Origin of the sequence: Pleurocapsa minor HA4230-MV1 (assembly GCA_019359095.1) — a bacterium.
Classification (GTDB): Bacteria; Cyanobacteriota; Cyanobacteriia; order Cyanobacteriales; family Xenococcaceae; genus Waterburya; species Waterburya minor.
In genome coordinates this window covers 61040-82833 of the sequence record JAHHHZ010000036.1, presented here as the reverse complement: position 1 = coordinate 82833, position 21794 = coordinate 61040, and the positions used below count along the sequence as shown (strand labels likewise).

At 39.5% G+C, this 21794-nt stretch carries 20 protein-coding genes; 9 read left to right on the top strand and 11 right to left on the bottom strand.

The genetic code is table 11. The annotated features are described in order from the left end of the window. Positions 1-38: 38 nt before the first annotated feature. Complete coding sequence (locus KME09_24325; protein MBW4537064.1) at positions 39-740, top strand: DUF547 domain-containing protein; 702 nt, start codon at positions 39-41, stop codon at positions 738-740. Here the strand turns inward: KME09_24325 and KME09_24320 are convergent. Then, positions 722-1456 (bottom strand): TIGR04283 family arsenosugar biosynthesis glycosyltransferase, encoded by a 735-nt coding sequence (locus KME09_24320; GenBank protein ID MBW4537063.1) that lies wholly within the window; start codon positions 1454-1456, stop codon positions 722-724. The two genes, KME09_24325 and KME09_24320, sit on opposite strands and share 19 nt — an antisense overlap. A gap of 394 nt (positions 1457-1850) precedes the next feature. Here KME09_24320 and KME09_24315 point away from each other — a divergent pair, with 394 nt between their 5' ends. Continuing rightward, the gene (locus KME09_24315) at positions 1851-2846 is read left to right on the top strand and encodes an aspartate carbamoyltransferase catalytic subunit (protein MBW4537062.1); all 996 of its coding nucleotides are present in this window, start codon (positions 1851-1853) and stop codon (positions 2844-2846) included. Between the two features lie 21 nt (positions 2847-2867). Here KME09_24315 and KME09_24310 read toward each other — a convergent pair whose 3' ends face one another. From KME09_24310 to KME09_24295, 4 genes are all read right to left on the bottom strand, one after another. Further along, positions 2868-3167, bottom strand: coding sequence for a hypothetical protein (locus KME09_24310; GenBank protein MBW4537061.1), 300 nt, complete (start codon positions 3165-3167; stop codon positions 2868-2870). Positions 3168-3335: 168 nt separating this feature from the next. Then, positions 3336-4274, bottom strand: coding sequence for a lactate/malate dehydrogenase family protein (locus KME09_24305; GenBank protein MBW4537060.1), 939 nt, complete (start codon positions 4272-4274; stop codon positions 3336-3338). 169 nt (positions 4275-4443) lie between these two features. Next, complete coding sequence (locus tag KME09_24300) at positions 4444-5331, bottom strand: aldo/keto reductase (GenBank protein ID MBW4537059.1); 888 nt, start codon at positions 5329-5331, stop codon at positions 4444-4446. A gap of 185 nt (positions 5332-5516) precedes the next feature. Continuing rightward, complete coding sequence (locus tag KME09_24295; GenBank protein ID MBW4537058.1) at positions 5517-6299, bottom strand: hypothetical protein; 783 nt, start codon at positions 6297-6299, stop codon at positions 5517-5519. Between the two features lie 90 nt (positions 6300-6389). Here KME09_24295 and KME09_24290 point away from each other — a divergent pair, with 90 nt between their 5' ends. After that, positions 6390-7004 (top strand): TetR/AcrR family transcriptional regulator, encoded by a 615-nt coding sequence (locus KME09_24290; GenBank protein MBW4537057.1) that lies wholly within the window; start codon positions 6390-6392, stop codon positions 7002-7004. Positions 7005-7063: 59 nt separating this feature from the next. Here KME09_24290 and KME09_24285 read toward each other — a convergent pair whose 3' ends face one another. The 6 genes from KME09_24285 to KME09_24260 form a co-directional block, all read right to left on the bottom strand. Continuing rightward, positions 7064-9334, bottom strand: coding sequence for a right-handed parallel beta-helix repeat-containing protein (locus KME09_24285; protein ID MBW4537056.1), 2271 nt, complete (start codon positions 9332-9334; stop codon positions 7064-7066). A gap of 97 nt (positions 9335-9431) precedes the next feature. Next, positions 9432-9620: a hypothetical protein gene (locus KME09_24280; GenBank protein ID MBW4537055.1), complete on the bottom strand. Its 189-nt coding sequence runs from the start codon at positions 9618-9620 to the stop codon at positions 9432-9434. Further along, on the bottom strand, positions 9604-11151 hold the full coding sequence (locus KME09_24275; GenBank protein ID MBW4537054.1) for a sulfatase: 1548 nt from the start codon (positions 11149-11151) through the stop codon (positions 9604-9606). The genes KME09_24280 and KME09_24275 overlap by 17 nt, the downstream gene beginning before the upstream one ends. Before the next feature lie 211 nt (positions 11152-11362). Continuing rightward, positions 11363-12001 carry a DUF1361 domain-containing protein gene (locus KME09_24270; protein MBW4537053.1) on the bottom strand — a complete coding sequence of 213 codons (639 nt, stop codon included), beginning with the start codon at positions 11999-12001 and terminating at the stop codon, positions 11363-11365. Positions 12002-12123: 122 nt separating this feature from the next. Further along, entirely contained in the window at positions 12124-13290 is a 1167-nt protein-coding gene (locus KME09_24265) for a chromate transporter (GenBank protein ID MBW4537052.1), read from the bottom strand. Position 13291: 1 nt separating this feature from the next. Then, positions 13292-14107, bottom strand: a complete 816-nt coding sequence (locus tag KME09_24260) for a class I SAM-dependent methyltransferase (GenBank protein ID MBW4537051.1) — start codon at positions 14105-14107, stop codon at positions 13292-13294. 295 nt (positions 14108-14402) lie between these two features. On the opposite strand from KME09_24260, the gene KME09_24255 reads away from it, so the two are divergent. The 6 genes from KME09_24255 to pstB all read left to right on the top strand — a co-directional run bounded on the left by KME09_24255 (position 14403) and on the right by pstB (position 21674). After that, positions 14403-14600 (top strand): hypothetical protein, encoded by a 198-nt coding sequence (locus KME09_24255; protein ID MBW4537050.1) that lies wholly within the window; start codon positions 14403-14405, stop codon positions 14598-14600. Positions 14601-14758: 158 nt separating this feature from the next. Then, positions 14759-15841 (top strand): AI-2E family transporter, encoded by a 1083-nt coding sequence (locus KME09_24250; protein ID MBW4537049.1) that lies wholly within the window; start codon positions 14759-14761, stop codon positions 15839-15841. A 67-nt stretch (positions 15842-15908) separates the two neighbouring features. Next, entirely contained in the window at positions 15909-16880 is a 972-nt protein-coding gene (locus KME09_24245) for a cysteine synthase A (GenBank protein ID MBW4537048.1), read from the top strand. Between the two features lie 115 nt (positions 16881-16995). Then, on the top strand, positions 16996-18198 hold the full coding sequence (locus tag KME09_24240) for a transposase (GenBank protein MBW4537047.1): 1203 nt from the start codon (positions 16996-16998) through the stop codon (positions 18196-18198). Positions 18199-18430: 232 nt separating this feature from the next. Beyond that, positions 18431-20347 (top strand): 1-deoxy-D-xylulose-5-phosphate synthase, encoded by a 1917-nt coding sequence (gene dxs / locus KME09_24235; protein ID MBW4537046.1) that lies wholly within the window; start codon positions 18431-18433, stop codon positions 20345-20347. Positions 20348-20867: 520 nt separating this feature from the next. After that, a complete protein-coding gene (pstB, locus tag KME09_24230; GenBank protein ID MBW4537045.1) occupies positions 20868-21674 on the top strand; it encodes a phosphate ABC transporter ATP-binding protein in 807 nt (268 codons plus the stop codon). Positions 21675-21794 lie beyond the last annotated feature (120 nt).

Sequence of the window (21794 nt, the reverse complement as noted above, 5' to 3'; positions counted from 1 at the left end):
CAGCTTAGTATTTTAATAAACATTATTTCGTTTAAAATATTATGTCATTTCAACCTTGGGATGAATTACTCCATCAATATGTTGACGAGCAAGGATTAGTTAATTATCAAGCCTGGAAGATACAATCAACTCAGAAACTAACTGATTGGCTACAGGAATTATCTCAAATTAACCCAGAATTATTAAATCCAAATCAACAGCTAGCTTTCTGGCTCAATCTCTATAATGCTTTGGTGATCGAGCAAGTGTTAAAAAACTATCCGCTTAAATCTATTTTACCTAAATTTCTGGGTGTGCCTAATTGGTTAGCTTTTTGGCGGTTTTTTTCTCGTTCAGTTTATACAATTAATCAACGTCGTTACAGTCTCAATAACATCGAACACGATATTTTGCGTCAAAAATTTCCGACTCCTCGTATCCATTTTGCTTTAGTTTGTGCTGCTATTGGCTGTCCTTTATTACGTAATGAAGCCTATGAAGGCGATCGCTTAGAAACTCAATTGGACGAGGATGCTAAACGGTTTATCAATAATTCCCATAAGGTGTATTACGATCAAAACCAGCAAGTTCTTTACTGTAGCAAAATCATGAAGTGGTACAAACAGGATTTTCTCAAAGTGTCCAACTCCATTCCTGAATATATCCAGACTTATTTATCCTTAGATATTCCTTTAAATGCGCAAGTACCAATTAAATATCTAGATTACAACTGGAATCTTAATCAACGAATATCCTCGTAAAATTGTTTGAGATAGGTTGCAGAAACCCCAATACCCCACAGATAGCCAATGTAGAAATATATAGCATTAGCTTTGAGCCAACCCCATTTAGCTACACGGCGATCGCTCGATTGAACAACGCGATCAACTAAATGTATTCTTCCGTATTCAAGCAGTTTAATACAGAGATCAGCATCTTCCATGATTGGTAGTTGTACATCAAAACCACCACAATTCCAGAAATCGCTACGACGACAAAAGATTACTTGATCTCCAAATAAAATTCGTAAACCCTTGAAGAATAAATGAGGTCGAAATATCAATGGTGCATAGTAAGTTTTTAAATAATTATGCAGAGAGACTCCCCAGCGAGTTTTATCTTGACCGCTCATTAACGAAATAAAACCGCCTCCAGCAATAGTAAGATCGGCTAATGTCTTCTCAATTATGAGCGCAAGATCATCAGGTACTAAAGTATCAGCATGGACAAAACAGAGGATATCACCCTTAGCTGCTGTTGCACCTAAGTTCATTTGGATCGAGCGACCTGCTTTTTCGGAAAATAACGGAGAAATACCTGCTTGGCGAGCAATTTCTAAAGTATGATCTTGGCTTCCTCCATCAACAATCAAAATTTCTTGAGGAGGAGGATTTAATACAGCCAAATGAGCCAATGTCCTCTGCAAAAAATCTTCTTCATTTAATGTAGGAATGATAATCGAAATTTCAGAATGCATGTCACTTTAACTACTGATTTTATCTATATTTTTAACTATATTGCGATCGCGTAGCGCGATATGCGGAGCGGTATCCTTTAGGACGCGAAGCTAGTCCTTTAGGGTACCCGAAGGGTAATCGCCGAAGGCGTGGCTTCGCCAATCGCATCTCACTATAAATCATATAAAGCTTTTAACCAATGAATGAAAAACAGCAAGGATTAAAACAGAGAATTGAGAAATTATTAGAGTTAGCGATCGCGCAGCTTAACCACAAGATAATCCTAAAGTGTGAGGGTTGTTTAATCTCCGTATCGCGATAAAATTGTTGAAATAGCTATAACCTGGTAACCTGATGGATGTTTGCAAATTAATCTGGACAAGGTGTTAATCTTGCCTCTATCCGTTAACTGAGATGGCAACTACTATTTGGACAAGACGACATATTCTTTCCCTAATCGATTTTACGACTGAGGAATACGAAACGGTTTTACAAACTGCCTCTAGTTTTCAGAAAGTGCTTTCAGGTAGAACAAAAAAAGTTCCAGCACTTCAGGGAAGAGTTGTTGCCAATATGTTTTTTGAACCATCTACCCGTACTCGCAGTAGTTTTGAGTTAGCAGCTAAAAGACTTTCCGCCGATATTTTAAACTTTTCGCCTGGGAGTTCTTCCCTCAGCAAAGGGGAAACCATTCTAGATACGGCAAAAACCTATTTAGCTATGGGTACAGATATTATGGTAATCCGCCATCAGGAAGCGGGTGTACCCCAAATTATTGCCCAAGAAATGGATCGACTTAATTCTGGGGTAACAATTCTCAATGCAGGAGATGGCTTACATCAACACCCTTCCCAAGCCTTGCTGGATTTATTTACCCTGACTACTGCCTTAGATCCTGATAATCCTCGTTTAGAATTACTGCAAGGTAAGAAAATTGCTATTGTCGGCGATATTCTCCATTCTAGAGTAGCCCGTTCTAATATCTATAGTCTCACTACCGCAGGAGCAGAGGTACATCTAGCTGCACCAGCAACTCTTCTCCCCAAGACTTTCTTAGCAATGATAAATCAAAATACTCCAGGAAAACTAGTGATCCATTGGGAATTAGCACCCGCGCTACAAGATGCCAATTTTGTTATGACTCTGAGACTGCAAAAAGAACGGATGACGGCTAATTTTATCCCTAGTTTAAGAGAATATCATCAACTGTTTGGGGTAACACGCGATCGCCTTAAATTATGCCATCCTAACGTTAAAATACTCCATCCTGGCCCCACTAATCGCGGTGTCGAGATCACTTCCGATTTAATGGACGATCCTAATCTTAGTTTAGTCTCGAAACAAGTTACCAGTGGTGTTGCAACTCGCATGGCATTATTATATTTAATTGGCAATAGTAATGAAAATTAATCAGATCAACATCAATTTTAGCTAATCAAATAAACCTTCTACAGTTTGCCTAAAGGCAATTAAAGCGTGATTTTGAGGAAAGTCTTTTAAATCTTCGAGTAATCGATCGGATATTTCGGCTGAAACAATTGTTTTAACTTCGATATTAGTGTTGTAACCAGCCATATCTCCCATTCGCCTGCCATGTCCACCTGCACCTTGTGCTGGAATAATTGTATATCCAGAGACATTTAATGTTTGCAGTAACTTAATTAGACGATCTTGTAAAACCGCTTCACAGATAATGGTGACGAGAATTCCCTGATTGAAAGAAGAAGACATAAAAACTCCGTTTTGTTGAAGATTCTTTTCTAGTGAGAAATAAAGCCCGTCAATAATAAGGGTAATAAAATCAGGGCAGAGACGATTAAAACTACCGTTCCCGCATCGATATTTAGGGTGTTCTTTGGTGGTTCTTTCACTTGTGACCTATTTCTAGATGGAGTATTACTATTTAAGAGCTATTTGTGTTTGACAGGACTGAATTTGTTGTTGGATGGTACGAGCGCAGTTCTGAAATGCCAGAGTTTCTGATTCATTAAGCTGAGTTTCAAGACGACGATGAATGCCTTGGCGACCAATAACACAGGGAACACTCAAGCAGCAGTTGTAAACATCGCAATAACCATCAATCGCAACACTCACTGGTAGAGTATGCCGTAAATCCTCGACAATACTTCCTACAATCATCTCTACTGCTAAAGATACCGTGTAATTAGTGTAGCCTTTAGTTTGAAAAATTGTCCATGCAGACTGCTTGGCATCCTCCACCATCTTTTGGCGCAAAGGGTTAGCATCAATAAATTCACCGCCACACGTAGCAGAACTAAGTGCTGCAAATTGCCCGTCTCCGTGTTCTCCTAAAATATAAGCATTAATATCGGCAGGATGGATACCTAATTGGGTAGCTAGAAGGTCGCGAAACCGCGCCGAATCGATTAAAGTACCAGTTCCAATTACTTGTTGCCAATTAATCTGTTGGGAGTGTTGACTGGCAATTTGCCAAATTTGGTAAGTTAAGGCATCAACGGGGTTACTGACATTGATCAAGATGGCATTAGGGCTATATCGGACGAGAGGAGGAATTAAAGACTGCATAATCTGAGTGTTACTTAAAAAAAGTTCATCACGACTTGTCATCTGCTTGGTCATGGGAGTACTGACGGCAAGAATAATAATGTCAGACTCGGCGGTATCTTCTATATCTCCATCTCGAACCAGAAGCCGATGGGGAGTCAGTGCTACTGCTTGACTTATATCGATAGCTTCAGCATGAGCAATCTCTCGTGTACGGTTGTAGAGAACTAGTTCTGAAGCCAAACCATCTTTGGCTAGTACAAAGCTGACGGTCGAACCTACTTTACCAATGCCAATCACAGATATTTTCATGAACTAAAGCCAGCTTGAACAATGGTTTTATTCTATCAACTCAGCTTTGATACTTTCATAACCAAGGATTGCCTTGAAAATCAAATTATTAATAGTTACGATGTTATGACAATTTACTAATGCTTGAGCGAGTAAACTTTAGCCATAGCGAATAGCAAAGCAACAAACCCTAATCAAAATTTTCAATTTGATTTAACAAATTAACTTCATCAGTGGTGAGATGAATTGAATTAACAGCAATATTTTCTTCTAAGTGAGCAATAGTTGTTGTTCCTGGAATCAAAACAATATTGGGTGCATAGTGCAGTAACCACGCTAAAGCGACTTGATTAGGTTTTACGCCTTTTTTCTGGGCGATATCTGCTAGTATTCCTTCGGCATTAGCTAAAGGTGCGCCACGTTTTAGGGGATGTGCGCCTAGTGAACCATAGGGGATAAAAGCAATGTTATTTTGGGTACAGTAATCCAATATATCTTGATTAGCGCGATCGCTAATACTAAACCGATTCTGCACTGAAGCAATATCAACAATACTTCTCGCCTCTTCAATTTGTTTTAGAGTTACATTCGAGATACCAAGATGACGAATTTTACCCTCTTGTTTTAGTTGTGCTAATGCACCGATAGATTCTGCCAAAGGAACTTTAGGATCGGGGCGATGTAGTTGATAAAGATCAATGCGATCGCATTTTAGTCTTTTTAAACTTGCTTCGACACTTTTTCTCAGACTTTCAGGTCTACCATCTGCTTGAATATTATCGGGTGCGGGTTTATTAATTCCTCCTTTGGTAGCGATAACTAAATCTTCTGGGTAAGGATACAAAGCCGAAGCAATAATTTCCTCATTAAAACCTGGCCCATAAGCTTCTGCCGTATCGATAAAGTTAACTCCCAATTCAACAGCACGACGTAAAAGCTGTTTTCCTGCTGACCAATCGGCATAAGCACCAAAGTTACCTGGTTGTCCTGTCAGTCTCATTGCACCATAACCAAGACGGTTAACTGGTAAATCTTCGGCAATAATATAGGTTTGAGAGATTACCATTGTATTGTTTATGATTTTTTGCTCCTTCAAGTTTTATAATTTGGGCTTTTAGCAATAATTAAAAAGAGATAACAAAGCGATAACTTTAAGAATTTATGCAACCAATAAGCACTTGTAGCTTAATAGTAGTTTTAGATGTTGAAAGACTAAAATATGGTAATGTCAATTCTAAAAATAGTCAAAAGTGACATTTAATTTTAGAGTTTTAATATGTCTTTTAGCTCTAATTCTTTATCAAATATTACAATTGGATATCCTATTGTCATAAACTGATAGCCACTGGCAAAATTTTCGGGAAATAAATTACGAATTTTATATAGTACAGTTACTTTTCTTTCTAGCGTAGTCTTAAATCCTATTTGTTCAAGAGCATAAATAGGATTTTTTGCTAGTTCCTTAGCTTGTACTTGCGAAAATTCTCTTTCTAATAGTTTATTGTATTCTAATGCCCACAGAAGGGAATTAGGAGAACTCATTCTTTTTAGATAAGTCTTATCTTGTTGTTCAAAATTTTCGAGAAGAAATAATTTTCCTGGTTCTCCATAATCTTCTTCTCTTGAATACTTTTCACTTTTAAAATCAAATGGTATATATTTATTAATATTTTCTAATTGTGATTGTTCATATTCTGAAATCCAATAACTAAATCCCAGATTTGGATAACAAGAATGTTCAAAAAACATTCTCGTTGCTGTACAGCTTTCAAAATAAAAATCTGGTGTATATTTTCCTTGCTTATTTGGTCTACCAATTCCTAATGTATTGGTATCAGTTAAAAATTTAATTAGTTCAAAGCTCTTTTCAAAATCACTACGTTCGCCTATCCTAAGATAGTTTTTGAGACCGATTTTTGCAACTCCAGGTATTTGTACCTCTGATAACCAATTTGGAAATTTATTTAAAAATTTACGCAACTGTATTTGTGTCAAATAATTCTCAATTCTTTTGGAGTCGCAATAAATAATATCTAACAGTTTCAAAATCAACTCCTCACGCTTATTATTTATCAATCTCAATATAGTATATTCAAAAAGAAATAACAGAGCGATCGCTTTAATAAGAAAACTGATATGTCAACCCCTAAAATAAAAAAAGCTCAAACCCTTGTAAAAGCTGGACGTGGCAGACCGCGATCGCCTGAAACCCGTGAGAAAATTCTCAAAGCAGCTTATGAAATGTTGAATGAAGTAGGATTTATGGATTTAACCATTGAAGGAGTAGCAGCACGAGCAGAAGTAGGCAAACCAACTATTTATCGACGTTGGCAAACTAAATCTGCATTAGCAATGGACGCTTTCTTAGAAGCGGTAACGCCTGAAATTGCTTTTCCCGATACTGGTTCGGTAATTGAAGATTTTCGAGACCAGATGTACAAGATAGTCAAGCTAATGAACAGTCCTAGAGGAGAGGTGCTAGCTAATGTAATCGGTTGCGGGCAAGCAGATGAAGAATTAATTGCCGCCTTTCGAGATAACTGGCTAACTCCCAGAAGAGAAGATGCAAAACGAATATTTCAACGGGGAGTAGCCAGAGGTGAGTTGAGAGAAGATATTGATGTAGAAGTGGCGATCGATGCGTTATACAGCCCGCTTTTTTATCGCTTATTACTAAAACATCAACCTTTGACGGAGAAATTTGTTAATGAGTTAGTCGAATTAGTAATGAAAGGAGTTAGTCAAGCATAATGAGTTGCACTTTCCTTCACTCCTTATTAATGCAGATCTTTACTCAATTTATTTTTACTCTAAACTAAATTAATCTCTTGCATTGAAGTTCCTGCTACAACTGAAACGCGATCGCTTTCTTCTAATTCTAGGAAGACAGAAGCGTTATCAGGAGTTTGAAATGAGATTCCATCTGTCCATTGGTTACCAATGATCATCGAGAACTCAACAACTTGATGAGAATCATCTGTAAACCTGACGAAATCATTATTCTCAAAATCAAAGCTAGAGAGATTTTCAATGGGGCGATCGGCAACCAACTTACCTCTGAAATGTGAACCATCCCAATCCCCTGTTCCTTCAATGTTCCAAGTGTTATCAGTATGCCAAACAAACAAGCCATTATTGTCAGCAGGAACATAGTTGGGCTTACCAGAAAACAGACTATCTGGAGTTAACTGCAATCCAGAAGAACTTAAAGGTGGCTCAGGAATAGCAGGACTCTCTACAGGAGTTTCAGGTTGAGGAGTAACAGGACTCTCCATAGCACTACCATAAGTAATAAATCCCGCCCCTGCATCCAAACTAAAACTATCGGCTGAAATATTTGCCACTAAAGCTACCATGCCACCTTGGTAAAAAATACCCGCACCATTGAAACCCTCGCTGTTGGCAGTCTGGACTGTATAGTCGCTAGCCTGTCCTTTAAGCTGAATCACATCTTGTCCAGTCTCAAAGTCTTTGATAATTGCATGGTCATACCAATCTTGATCGGTGTAATAAACTTGAGTTTCATCACCGATGATAAATCTATCTTGACCACTACCGCCTTCAATGATGTCTTGTCCTTTGTCACCAATAAAGGTATCGTTTCCTTCTCCACCAATTAAGGTATTACTTTGCCCTCCACCAACTAAAGTATCGTTTCCTACACCGCCGTCCAGTAGATCGTTATTGATACCGCCATCAAGGTAGTCATCACCACCAAGACCATTGAGAGTATCATCATTATTCAAGCCAAACATATAGCTATTTTGGTCTGTTCCCGCCAGATTATCCGAGGAATCAGTACCATAAACTACCTCTGAAATACTGCTACCAAAGGTAGTGTCGGCGATGTCTCCTGCGGTGTTATTGCTAAACTGAGAACCTTGAATATAAACGGGACGAATTTTATTAGTAAATAAAACTCCTCCTTCAGCAGAGGCGGAATTGGAGTCAAAATTAACGTTATTGACGTTTAACTGAGCATCCCAAAGATCGCTGTAGATAGCCCCACCTGTTGCTGCTTGGTTACCTGAAAAAGTAGTGTTAGATACGGTAGTCGGTACTTCACCCCAGAGAAACAAACCACCGCCCTGATCTTCGGATTTATTGTTAGAAATAGTATTGTTTTCTACAGTACCGTAGCCCATCAACCAGACACCACCACCTTGAGCCATGTTGTCTTTGTTTTTAATGACTTCGTTGTTGATGATAGTATTATTAGTCACAATTACCTGGTCTTGTGAATAGCCCCAAAGTGCCAAAGCACCACCTTGCCCTGATGCTTTGTTGTTCTCAAAATGGCTTTTGTTGATCGAAATTACACCGCCTTCTGTTTCTCCTTGTAGTACGTGTTCGGGAAGCGAACCATAGAATCTTTCATCGTTAGGTACACTAGCTGCATCGGCGTAAATTGCCCCACCCGCACCAGGAATGTAGTTGATTCGGTCTTTGCCTGGAGTGGAGTCGTTACCAATAAAGGTAGAGTTTTCGACGAAAAGATCACTAGAAGTAACGTGGATTGCACCACCATTAAAACCTTTATTATCAGTAAACGTACTATTGCTTACTTTTAGTTCTCCAAAAGCAAATAAACTAATTGCACCTGTAGAATACTCCTTGTCACTAATACTTGCACCATCGTTATGAGCGAAGTTACTATTATTAACGGTAATAAAGCTGCCTTGTTGAGCGTGTAGAGCTGCTCCATCAGAGACATTACCTGTAAAATTAACGTTATCAATATCGATAGTACTATTTTCTTGCGCCCAAATTGCGCCCCCTGCTTCTGCATCATAGTAGCTATCAGCCAGAGTTAAATTTTTGACAGTTAAGTTGAGTTTTTCATTTACGCCACCCATCCAGAAAATATTAGTTTTGTTGCCACCACTAACTGTTAAATTAGGAGCATCCGCACCATCAAAAGTTAAACTTTTATTCAGCCATAGACCACTACTCATCGTAATTTTCTGGTTACTAAGGCTAGAGTCAAATTTAATTATGTCGCCAGATTGAGCATCGTAAACTGCTTGTCTGAGAGATCCACTTCCTTGGTCGGCGCTGTTGGTAACTGTAATAACCGTCATGATTTTTTAAATGAAATTTCTGTAACTTACAGAACCAATTTAATGAAGTTTTCATGAAGCAAGTGTGACTACAGGACTCAAGCAAATGTGATGAATATCACTCTCTCTTTGGTAAATAGTATTTAACCAGGGTTGACAATCCATAACCAGCGATCGCCAAAGATTTGCGCTTGCCCCTAAAGAGGAAACTAAAAACAAGGGCAGTACCGATATCTGTTAGTAGACTGACAAACCCCAAAATCAAAACATTATGAAATATTGATTTAGATTTATTTGTTTTGGTCATTGGTCAATTTAAGATAAATCTCCAATAATCTTTTGATTAAGTGTCTCTCATTCGAGATACTACAGTCAGGCAGAGGTTTAATATCTCGTTCTCGACAGGTTTGACCACGACAACTACCTAAATGAATCAAGCGTTGGGCATATTCTTTAATTACTTTGGGCTTGATTACTGTAGCCAAATTTTGCAGCTGATCGGGATCTTGTCTGAGGTCATAGAGTTCTTGCTCGCCAGTCGCATATTGAACATAAGTACAGTTAGAAGTTCTTAAACCTTTATAGTCAGGGATTAAAGGAATTGTTTTACGATTTAATCTATGCTGAAGAAAAAGAACCTGTCGCCACAAAGTCGGTGAAGGCGCTTTACGACGGAACAAAGGAACAAGAGAACGTCCATCAACAAAATTTGGAGTATCCACCCCCGCCAGTTCAGCAAAAGTAGGAGCTAGATCGATATTGCTAACAATTTGATCCCTAGTTTCACCCAGAGGAACATCTGGGCCTCTTATATATAGGGGTAAATGAATATCCTCTTCGTAAGCCGTTTCTTTTTCGGGGGGTAGTCGGTGTTGTCCGAGGTGAAACCCATTATCTGAGGTGAAAATAATATAGGTATTATCTAATTGCTTATTAGCCTTTAGGGTATTGACTAGATTCACCAATCCTTCATCTACTGCCTGGAGCGATCGCAATCTTTGCTGATAAAGTTGGTCAATACGATTTTTTTGTGCTGGGCTTAATAAAGGAAGTTCGCGAATATATTCGGGTTTATCCTCAACGTCTGCCTCATTAAAGGAAGGAGTGCGTGGCGCAAAAGCATTAGGAAATAGTTTACTGTGACGCGGTGCGGGAATTGCTGGTTGGTGAGGCTCCAAATAGGAAAGATAAAGAAAAAAGGGTTGCTTATCGTTTGCTGCTTGATTGATAAACTTTTGAGCTTTATTGGTATAGACATCAGCACTATAGTCTTGAGGGCGATCGCCATATTCAACAAAACTGCCGTTTTCATTTAGAGTATATTTATAGCCCAGATAGCCACTATCAAAAATGGGACTAGCCCATTCATCCCAACCCGCAGGTACATAATTTTTAGGTGCTTTACGAGGATAACCGTTAAAGTATTTTCCGATATAGGCATTACGATAGCCTTTTTGCTGTAACCAAGTGGCGATTGTCGATTTTTCTAATCCATGGCGATAAAGATAGATAAAGCTGCCATCGCTCTTTTTATTCGTATAAACACCTGTATTATGAGCATATTGACCCCGCAGAATAGTTGCTCTAGAGGGACAGCACAGCGAAATATTGACAAAATAATTGCTAAAGCTAACTCCCCCATCAACTAAAAATGACTTTACCTGAGGCATATAGTCAACCGCAGCATTATCCAGATCATCTGTTAGCACAAAGATAATGTTTGGCTGGCTTGTGGCTTTAGTAACCGTGCCTGCCAAGGGTATACCAGCAGTAGAAATAAAAACAATTAAGCTGAGGCTAAGACAAAGTAAATATTTAAACTTTAATAATTTGCTCAAGATTTACGTATCTACTCCACGATCGCAAAGTGCGTTTAGACCAACTAAGATAAATTGCTGATGACTGTTTTGTCTTCAGCATAGCTAGTTAGGTAATCAATTTTGCCGAAATATTGTAAAGAACTAGAATTAATGTTGCTTGATTTTTCATGGTTTGTAAACAATTTTAGCTATTTAGTTCATTTAGATCGAAGCTAATTCACATTAGACGTTATTTATAATTGCGGATTCGCCACAAAATACCTAAAGTAACTTGTTTGGTTAACCAATAAAGTATAGTCAAAATAGCAAAGGTAATCATTATTACCACTAAAGGTTTTTTATCAGTTAAATTGTCGATAGTGGAAACTAAGACAATATCAGGCTTGGTCACAAAATCCCAACTATTAAAGCGCAGAAATCTACCCAGATAAATTCCCACGGCAGATAGAGCATGAACCAAAATTTCACTAATTAAAACAAATTTTTTGGCACCTTGTTTTTCCAGATAACGACTTTGATTCAGTACAGAAATTACATAGGATTCCCAACCAAGAAATATGGCAAATAAATGTAAGGGAATAAAAATTAAAGTAGTAATCCAAATTGAATAACCTGCACGAATTGCCTCAATTAAATGTATGATATCAGTGAGCAAATAGGGAGCATTAGGCAAAAAAGCGATAAAAACAATCAAGCCAGCCCACCATAGAAGCGATCGCCGATGTAGTTTAGAGCCACGCTTTGTCTGAGGTTTAGTAAATAACCAAAAGCTGAGAGCTAGAGGAATAAAAGCTAAGAATAAGTTCCAAACAATCCAACCACTATGTTGATTAAATGCTTCAAAGGCATTGCTTAGTATGGATTCCATGTTAATCTTGGGCGAAAAAATAAATTACTACAGTTTAATACCTTTTTTAATTTTAGTAATGTTGATAGTTGGTTGTTAGGCTGCAATTAACTGGCTAGAAAGACCAAAAGTTAGTAATTTTGTTAACTAATCCAGCCCAATAAATGTAAAATAACCGCGATCGCTCCTCCCGCAATTACTAACCAAGCAGAATTGATTTTAAATTGAAATACGGCGATCGCACTGAAAACTGCCACTATTATAGTCAACCAGTCTACAATTGCAGCACGTCCTAAAGTATAAGTAACTCCTACCATCAATCCCAAGGATGCAGCATTGACACCATCTAAAAATCCTCCAGTCCAAGGAGATTGACGTAATGTCCTCACCCAAGGATTGACTATCCCCACCAGCACAAAAGCAGGCAAAAATATACCTAATGTTCCCGCGATCGCTCCTGCGTTCCCTGCCAGCAGATAGCCCACAAAAGTGGCGGTAGTTAATACAGGGCCTGGTGTAACCTGTCCGATTGCCACAGCATCTAAAAGTTGTTGAGAGGTTAGCCAATGATTGCGTTCGACTAAATCCCGTTGCAAAAATACAAGTAATACATAACCACTGCCATAGAGAATACTGCCAATTTTGAGAAAAAACCAAAAGACACTGACCCAGCCAATTGAGACGGCGGTTGTCGCTCCTCCTAATCCTAATGCCAGCATTTCTGACAATGGCAATAAATATAAACCGTTAGTTGTGCGCTCGCCATTTTGCCAGTTTTTAATTAGCATCACGACAATTCCGATGAGGAGCAACAACAAAATTTCGTTAAGTCCAGCAAAATAAGCAGCGATCGCCATAATTCCCGCAACTGTAGTCGGCGTATCTTTGGCGGCTTTTTTACCCAGCTTCCATAATGCCTGAAGCACGATCGCCATAATCACTGGTTTAATTCCGTAAAGCAACCATTCTACTTGGGGTACAGTTTGATAGCGGACATAAACTATTGCCAACAACCAGACCAAAATCATGGCAGGTAAAATAAAGCAACTTCCCGCTACCAATAAACCAGCCCATCCCGCTCGTTCATAGCCAATATGAATCGCTAATTCTGTGGAGTTAGGGCCAGGAAGTAAATTAGTTATCCCAATTAAATCTAGTAAATCCTCTCGACTCAGCCACCGCCGACGTTTGACCACCTCATCATCCATCATGGCAATGTGAGCAGCAGGGCCTCCAAAGGCGATCGCGCCCAGGCGCAAAAATACCTGGGCGAGTTCTCTTAATCGTTGATTTTGTTGATGACGACTCACTTTACGTTAAAGTATTATCTTTTTTTCTGAGGATAATCATCGGATACTGAAAATGTTTAACAAAGAAATTGGGAAATTTTTCCTCAAGATTGTATAGAAGAGTAAATATTTTCGACCCCAGCTGATTGTTGGGGATCAAGATTTTTTGATGTGGCGCATAAAATGAACGCCAAGGCAGAATCTCCACCTCGGCTTCATCACGAAACCTTTCCCACCAGTTAATTGGATAAGCAAAGGCATATAGTGGAGTTTCATTAGTGGTGTTACTACTCAACTTTTTCCATGCTTGCTTCAGCTTCCGCAGTGGCGACACGAAATATTCAATTAAGGTATGAGGATTTCGATAAACAATAATTACTGGTTGACCTGGTTTAGTTACTGTCATTAGCTTTCTGATTGCTTCTTCTTGCTTTTCTTTATCCATATGATAAATAGTGTGAAGACTAATCGCACAATCGAAAAGATTTTCTTCTAGTTCAAGCTCAAAAAAACTACCATGCAAAAATACACCCTTGTCACCAATCTTTTTTTTCGCATCTGCTAAAGCTTTTGCCGATAAGTCCACACAATACCGTTGCTGAAAATTTTGGGAATAATCTAGGTATTCCTTGTAGGGAATCGGCCCAGATGCCATATCAAGCATTTTATCTCCCTGAGCAGGAATATGCCTGGCTACTCTAAGTCGGCATTTGTCGTTATATTCTTGAGCCAATTCTCTTAAATCTTCAAATCTTTTGGTATCTTCGTATACTTCTTCTTTTGATTCCCAACCAACAGTATTGTAAAAATCAGATATGTTTTTCTCGGCGCTATTCATGACAAACCTGCATTTTAGTTAACAAATTTAACCATTTATTATAAGTCATATGTCAAGATACAAAAGCTTGATAGTAGATTTGAACAATAAATTTATTACTTAAATATTGCCCATACTTTATTCATTAACGAGCCTTTAATATTATTAATAAAAACTGATAATTCTGCTAGATTAATTTATAACTAATAATCATCGACAAAGATAAAATATGATTAATACCTTAGTTAGATTCGCTATGTAAAATTAACAGATATGTTGCTATTACCCTATCTATAGCAGCTTAAAATCTTTGATTATGAATAAACAACAAGATCACAAAACATTTGAAGAAGATGGCATTCGCCCGATCGCTAGTGGAGAGATTGAGATAGCAGATACTTTTGAAGAAGATGGTATTCGGCCGATCGCTGAAAGTCCCGACTTTTTGGTCAGAGATAGCCAAAGTGAAAAAACAGATCGATCCCCTGCTACTGATAGCTTAGATGTAGATTGAATAATTGAAGTGGAAGGCGATCGCCTTTGAGCGCCTTTTTTTGGATTGAGAGCGATCGCGAATTCGTTATTGTGCCAAAAATATCTCAGCAGTTGTTAATTTAATAGTTAGCGGAACGTGCAATCATATTTTTCCCAATTCGCGATCGCTAAGACTACATGAACAATAGACAGATTTCTCTCTCCATCACCAATCTAGTTTTATTAATTACTCTACCTTTACTCCTAATTCTTTTATGGCAATTAAGGAGTTTGATAGTTGTCTTGATGATTTCAGTAGTGCTTGCTGCTACCTTGTCGCCGATAGTCAACATGACTCAAAATTTGGGAACTCCTCGATTTTTAGCCGTCTTATTAGTCTATGCAGGCTTAATTGCTACCTTGACGGGGTTTGGATTGATTGTAGGGCCAACAGTGGTACAGCAGATTGAGATCTTAATTGGTAAGTTTCCTATCTATCTAGAGGCGTTGCAGTCGCTGTTAGGGGAATTTATTTTCCGTTTTGGCATCAACGAAACAGGCGCACCCGATATTATTAACCAGTTGTTAGATGTTCAGGGATTAACCGCCTGGGCAATTCGTTCTAGTCAACAGTTAGTGGTACGCTCTTTTAGCCTGACTAGGGGCATTATTGGTGGCGTTTTGAGTGCCTTGCTCGCATTGTTGCTATCAGCCTATATGCTGTCGGGTTCTAAGCAACTACTAGCAGATATTATCAATCTCTTTCCTAAACCTTGGAATAAACGCTTGGCGATGCAAATTGAGCCAGTCGGTAGCAGAATGGGCGGCTATATTCAGGGGAGGATTTTAGTATCGGCTATCTTAGGCATAGTTATTAGTATCAGCTTAAGGTTTTTAGGCTTGTCAGAATTAGCTTTGGGTTTAGGAGTGATTGCAGGATTTACGAACCTGATTCCCTTTTTTGGCCCAATTTTAGGGGCAGTTCCCGCCTTGATTGTGGCAACTGCTCAGGGTGGAATCACCTTTATTTGGGTGCTGCTGCTATTTATAATTGTGCAGAATCTGGAAACCTACGTGCTAGATCCTCTATTAGTAGGTAACTCGGTTAAAGTTCCGCCTCTTTATCAATTGCTAGCGGTGCTGGGAGGCGCACAGGTGTTGGGTATTATTGGCGCTTTAATAGTTCCGCCTTGGGTAGCGGGAATGGGTGTACTGCTGGAAAACCTTTACGTCAAACCAAAACTAATTGCCGAAGGACATCACGAAACCGTCAACGAATAATTCAACCAGAATCAAAATTCAGGTAATCTAAAATACTAGAGAGTCGATTTATTTAATTTTGATGAGTATGGATATCAAGAACGGTGTTGTCGCGACAGTGGGCAACACCCCACTAATCCGCCTTAATAGTTTTAGCGATGAGACAGGCTGTGAAATTTTGGGTAAAGCAGAATTTCTCAATCCTGGTGGCTCTGTTAAAGATCGAGCAGCTTTATATATTATTGAAGATGCGGAACGCAAAGGACTGCTTAAGCCAGGTGGGACAGTTGTTGAAGGAACAGCAGGCAATACAGGTATTGGTTTGGCTCATATTTGCAATGCCAAAGGTTATAAGTGCCTGATTATTATCCCTGAAACTCAGTCTCAAGAAAAAATTGATACTCTGAAAACTTTAGGTGCAGAAGTTCGTCTAGTTCCCGCAGTACCTTATAGCAATCCTAACAACTACGTCAAAGTATCGGGCAGAGTAGCAGCAGAATTAGATAATGCCATTTGGGCAAATCAGTTTGAAAATCTAGCTAATCGTCAGGCACATTACGAAACTACGGCGGTAGAAATTTGGTCGCAAACTGAGGGCAAAGTTGATGCTTGGGTAACATCTACAGGGACAGGAGGCACTTATGCTGGAGTTGCCATGTACCTTAAAGAGCAAAATCCTCATATTCGCTGTGTAGTAGCCGATCCTCTGGGTAGCGGTTTATATAGCTACGTTAAGACTGGAGAAATAAAGCCAGAAGGCAGTTCCATTACCGAAGGCATCGGTAACAGTCGCATTACAGGTAATATGGAAGGTGCGCCAATGGATGATGCCATTCAAATAGACGATCAAGAATGTATTCGTATCCTCTATCAGCTACTAAATAAAGAAGGCTTATTTATGGGTGGCTCGGTTGGGATTAATGTTGCAGCAGCGATCGCTCTAGCCAAACAAATGGGCCCTGGTCACACTATTGTGACGGTGCTTTGTGATGGGGGAGCTAGATATCAATCTCGGCTTTATAATCCAGAGTGGTTAGCTAGCAAAGGTCTTAAAATCTAATTAGAGCTAAAATACTACTTTAATTGGGCGATTGCTCCATAATCCATCACCAAATATTTGGGTCTGAAGCCTCGCGTCGTATTTTCATGTGTTCACATGTGATATTATATCTCTTATGAAGCAAGTCCTAACTATAGTTTGCAAGCTTAACCCATCTAAAAAAGTAGTCAAAAAGATTGATACTACTCTTGAGATGTTTGCTGCTGCTTGTAACTATGCCAACCAGTTCGTTAAACCAGGTATAACTAGCAAAGTTACTATTCAATCTCAGGTTTATCAGACTATTAGAGAAAAATACAGCTTGTCGGCTAACTTGACTGTGAGGGCTTGCGCGAGAGTTGGTGCCTCGAGAAAAACTGCCAAGCAAAAGAAACGCCCAGTCAAGGAATTTAAGCCAACTTCGGCGGATTATGATGCCCGAATATTTGCTTTTCGAGAGCAGGATTGGGCTATTAGCCTGACTTTGGTTGGAGGAAGAGAGCATATTCCACTTGTTCCTAGCAACTACCAAATTGGGAAACTCAAAGATACTAAACCAACTTCGGCACAGCTTTGTAAGCATAAAGATGGTGGCTACTATATTCATATTCAAATTAAGGATGATGCGCCAAAACCAATCCAAGCTGATAACGTAATCGGTGTTGATTTTGGACGGACTGATATAGCTGTTACCTCCAACAATCAGAAATGGTCTGGCAGAGAAATACGTAATGTTAGAGATAAGTACTCTAAACTTCGCGCTAATCTCCAAAAGAAAGCGCCCAAAGGCACACGCAGTAGTAGACGTAGATGTCGGCAACTGTTGCAACGGCTGTCGGGCAAGGAGAAAAGATTTCAACGCCATATCAATCATGTTATCAGCAAAACCATAGTCCTGGATGCCAAAAAATCTAATAGCATTGTGGCTATTGAAGATTTGAGTGGCATTAGAGAGCGAACTAACCAACAACCCAGAAGTAAAACCGAGAGACGGCGTTCTAACTCTTGGGCTTTCTATCAGTTGCGTACTTTTCTTGAGTACAAAGGGTTGATAGAAGGAGTTGAGATACTGCCCGTTAGTCCCAGATATAGCTCTCAAACTTGCCATGCTTGTATGCACCTGGGCTTGAGAAGCGGAAAGAGATTTAAGTGTACTAATATTGGTTGTGCGTGGCATGGTGATGCTGATAAAAATGCAAGCTATATCTTGTCAATTATTGGAGGGGTTGTAAGCCTTCTCCGAGGTTCGGATTTATTGGCTTGTCCGATAGATTCAGGGCTACAGAAATATTCCACTGACAGCGAAGTGCTAAAGCTCCGTCGCTTCAGCGCGGAGTAAGCTTACACATCTTGATATAGCTTTATATTTATCGAGGGTAATTACTAAATTAATCTACTATGAATAGTATTACCTACCAAGTTTGACCTTTAAATGAAGATGAATTGGCTAAAAAGCAGCAAATCATTAGGCGATCGGGAAAAGTAGCTAATTTCTCTTGAGGGTACGGAGAAAGTAGGATAATTGATCTTAGAGAAAACATAAATAATCTGTTATTAGAGAATACGGCAGTATGCATTTAAGCGAAATTACTCATCCTAATCAGTTACACGGTTTAACTCTCCGACAGCTAGAGGATGTCGCCCGCCAAATAAGAGAAAAGCATTTACAAACAGTTGCCACTAGTGGCGGTCATCTAGGCCCAGGTTTAGGAGTAGTGGAATTGACTATTGCTCTTTATCAAACTCTAGATTTGGATCGCGATAAGGTTGTTTGGGATGTGGGACATCAGGCATATCCTCACAAGTTACTGACAGGGAGGTATAACAAGTTTAATACTCTGCGTCAGAAAGATGGGGTCGCTGGTTATCTCAAGCTTGGGGAAAGTAAATTCGACCATTTTGGTGCAGGACACGCTTCCACGAGTATTTCAGCAGCGTTGGGCATGGCGATGGCGCGAGATGCCAGAGGGGAAGATTTCAAATGTGTAGCGATTATTGGCGATGGGGCGCTAACTGGCGGGATGGCTTTAGAAGCGATCAACCACGCAGGACATATGCCCAACACTAACCTCATGGTGGTGTTAAACGATAATGAAATGTCTATCTCCCCCAATGTCGGGGCAATTTCTCGCTATCTGAATAAAGTCCGTTTATCAGCCCCCGTTCAGTTTTTATCAGATAATTTGGAAGAGCAGTTCAAACAACTACCTTTCTTTGGCGAATCTTTAACTCCAGAAATGGAACGAGTTAAAGAAGGAATGAAACGCCTCGCTGTACCCAAGGTGGGGGCAGTTATTGAAGAGTTGGGCTTTAAATATTTTGGCCCTATTGACGGTCATAATCTAGAAGAGTTAATTACTACCTTCAAACAGGCGCATAAAGTTCCTGGCCCAGTATTAGTTCATGTGGCAACGGTTAAGGGTAAAGGCTATGCGATCGCCGAAAAAGATCAAGTGGGTTATCATGCCCAAAGTCCCTTTAATTTAGCGACAGGCAAATCTGCTCCTGCTACTAAGCCTAAACCGCCCCAATACTGCAAGGTGTTTGCTGATACTTTAACTACCCTAGCCCAGAACGATGCTAAAATCGTCGGCATTACCGCTGCGATGGCAACAGGGACAGGCTTGGATAAGCTTCAGAGCAAATTACCTCAGCAGTATATTGATGTGGGTATTGCCGAACAGCACGCGATTACTTTAGCAGCAGGGATGGCCAGTCAAGGGATGAAGCCAGTGGCAGCAATTTATTCGACTTTCCTTCAGCGCGCTTACGATCAGATTATTCATGATATTTGCATTCAAAAATTACCCGTATTTTTCTGCCTAGATCGAGCAGGAATTGTCGGTGCTGATGGGCCAACTCACCAGGGAATGTATGATATTGCTTATCTGCGCTGCATCCCCAATATTGCGATCATGGCTCCCAAAGATGAAGCCGAATTACAGCGGATGGTAGTTACGGGTGTTAATTATCAAGATGGAGCGATCGCCATGCGCTATCCTCGTGGAAATGGTGTCGGCGTACCCTTGATGGACGAAGGCTGGGAGGCTCTAGAAATCGGCAAAGGGGAAATTTTACGCAGTGGTGATGATCTACTCCTAGTCGGTTATGGGACTCAGGTTTATCCTGCACTACAAGTCGCAGAGATCCTCAGTGAACACGGTATAGAAGCTACGGTGATCAATGCTCGTTTTGTGAAGCCTTTAGATACGGATTTGATCGTGCCTCTAGCTCAACAAATTGGCAAGGTAGTTACCTTTGAGGAAGGTTGCCTGATGGGTGGATTTGGTTCGGCTGTCTTGGAAGCTTTTCAAGAGCATAATGTGCTTGTACCCGTCAAACGCTTTGGCGTACCAGATATTCTGGTAGATCATGCTACTCCAGATGAATCTAAAGCAAGTTTGGATTTAAGCAGTCCTCAAATGGCAGAAAGTATTCTCAAGGCTTTCTTTGCCAGTAAGGATCAAGAACCTTCTGTGGTTAGTTAGCTATGATTGATGCGATCTACTCACCCTCAATAATATGACAGTTAAGAAAGTGGCATGAGAAATTAGCATCAAACTAGATATTCTTCGTAAACTTTAATTGTGTGTGAGGAGTAAGTGTAATAGAAGAGGGTTTTGGGGTCGAAACACGGCAAGACTCCCGAAACCTTTTTCTTTTGTCTGTCTTTTTGTCTATTTTCCCCTTCCAGCTTCAATAATTGAAATTAGACATCAATAAATTCAGTAAAGACTTTAAATACTTTGACTGTTATCAATCAAAAATTTAGCTATTTGTAAAACATTCATTTTGCTAAGTAGAGGCGATAAAATATTCCCTTGGCAAATAGATTTATTTGGGCAAATTTAGCTTAAGATATTTAGATTCAATGACAATTAAAAACTTCTTAAAAAACTTCTTAACGAAAAGTTAAAATAGTTATAACCCTCGACCAGTAAGATTGAGGGAAAGGGCAATATTAGAGAACAGATCGACTTTTAAATTATACAGAGCAAATAAAGTTTTATGATTTACGATCAACAAACTGCTAATAAAACTGAAACGGTTTTACAGGCGGAAAATGTAAATGTGTATTATGGTGATTTTTTAGCCGTAAAAGGCATTTATTTAAATGTCCCCAAAAACAAAGTGACAGCCTTTATTGGCCCATCAGGTTGCGGTAAAAGTACTCTCATTCGCTGTTACAATCGCCTCAACGATCTGATCCCTATTTTTCGCCTTGAAGGGCTAATTACCTACAACGATCAAAACCTTTACGGCAAAGATATCGATCCTGTTCAAGTACGGCGTAAAGTCGGGATGGTTTTCCAAAGACCTAATCCTTTCCCTAAGTCGATTTATGACAATATTGCCTTTGGCGCTCGAATCAATGGTTATAAAGGCAACATGGACGAGTTAGTAGAGCGATCGCTCCGTAGTGCAGCACTTTGGGATGAAGTAAAAGACAAGCTTAAACAAAGCGGTTTGGCTTTGAGTGGTGGTCAACAGCAAAGGCTCTGTATTGCTAGAACCATTGCCCTTCAGCCTGATGTTGTCTTGATGGATGAACCCTGTTCTGCTCTCGATCCGATCTCGACTCTGAAAGTAGAAGAATTAATTCATCAGCTCAAAGAAAAATATACCATCGTGATCGTAACCCATAATATGCAGCAGGCATCACGGGTGGCAGACTATACTGGCTTCTTTAACGTTACGGAAGTAGCTGGCGGAAATCGTCAGGGTTATTTAGCTGAATTTGCTCCAACCGAACAAATTTTCCAAAATCCTCAAGAAGAAGCAACCCAACAGTATGTCAGTGGTCGCTTTGGTTAATTTTAGCCAGAGCAATATAGTTAGATAAGTAGGTAGGCGTAATTAATTATGAAATAATGAATTAAACTTTGCCAAATATCAGGGACGGTTTCTTGATAATATGAGGGCAATCTGGGATCG

Excerpts from the sequence above, each read along its gene's own strand:
- KME09_24320 (MBW4537063.1), bottom strand. The coding sequence starts at position 1,456 with ATGCATTCTGAAATTTCGATTATCATTCCTACATTAAATGAAGAAGAT.
- KME09_24315 (MBW4537062.1), top strand. The coding sequence starts at position 1,851 with ATGGCAACTACTATTTGGACAAGACGACATATTCTTTCCCTAATCGAT.
- KME09_24310 (MBW4537061.1), bottom strand. The coding sequence starts at position 3,167 with ATGTCTTCTTCTTTCAATCAGGGAATTCTCGTCACCATTATCTGTGAA.
- KME09_24305 (MBW4537060.1), bottom strand. The coding sequence starts at position 4,274 with ATGAAAATATCTGTGATTGGCATTGGTAAAGTAGGTTCGACCGTCAGC.
- KME09_24290 (MBW4537057.1), top strand. The coding sequence starts at position 6,390 with ATGTCAACCCCTAAAATAAAAAAAGCTCAAACCCTTGTAAAAGCTGGA.
- KME09_24285 (MBW4537056.1), bottom strand. The coding sequence starts at position 9,334 with ATGACGGTTATTACAGTTACCAACAGCGCCGACCAAGGAAGTGGATCT.
- KME09_24280 (MBW4537055.1), bottom strand. The coding sequence starts at position 9,620 with ATGACCAAAACAAATAAATCTAAATCAATATTTCATAATGTTTTGATT.
- KME09_24270 (MBW4537053.1), bottom strand. The coding sequence starts at position 12,001 with ATGGAATCCATACTAAGCAATGCCTTTGAAGCATTTAATCAACATAGT.
- KME09_24260 (MBW4537051.1), bottom strand. The coding sequence starts at position 14,107 with ATGAATAGCGCCGAGAAAAACATATCTGATTTTTACAATACTGTTGGT.
- KME09_24255 (MBW4537050.1), top strand. The coding sequence starts at position 14,403 with ATGAATAAACAACAAGATCACAAAACATTTGAAGAAGATGGCATTCGC.
- KME09_24250 (MBW4537049.1), top strand. The coding sequence starts at position 14,759 with ATGAACAATAGACAGATTTCTCTCTCCATCACCAATCTAGTTTTATTA.
- KME09_24245 (MBW4537048.1), top strand. The coding sequence starts at position 15,909 with ATGGATATCAAGAACGGTGTTGTCGCGACAGTGGGCAACACCCCACTA.
- KME09_24240 (MBW4537047.1), top strand. The coding sequence starts at position 16,996 with ATGAAGCAAGTCCTAACTATAGTTTGCAAGCTTAACCCATCTAAAAAA.
- dxs (MBW4537046.1), top strand. The coding sequence starts at position 18,431 with ATGCATTTAAGCGAAATTACTCATCCTAATCAGTTACACGGTTTAACT.
- pstB (MBW4537045.1), top strand. The coding sequence starts at position 20,868 with ATGATTTACGATCAACAAACTGCTAATAAAACTGAAACGGTTTTACAG.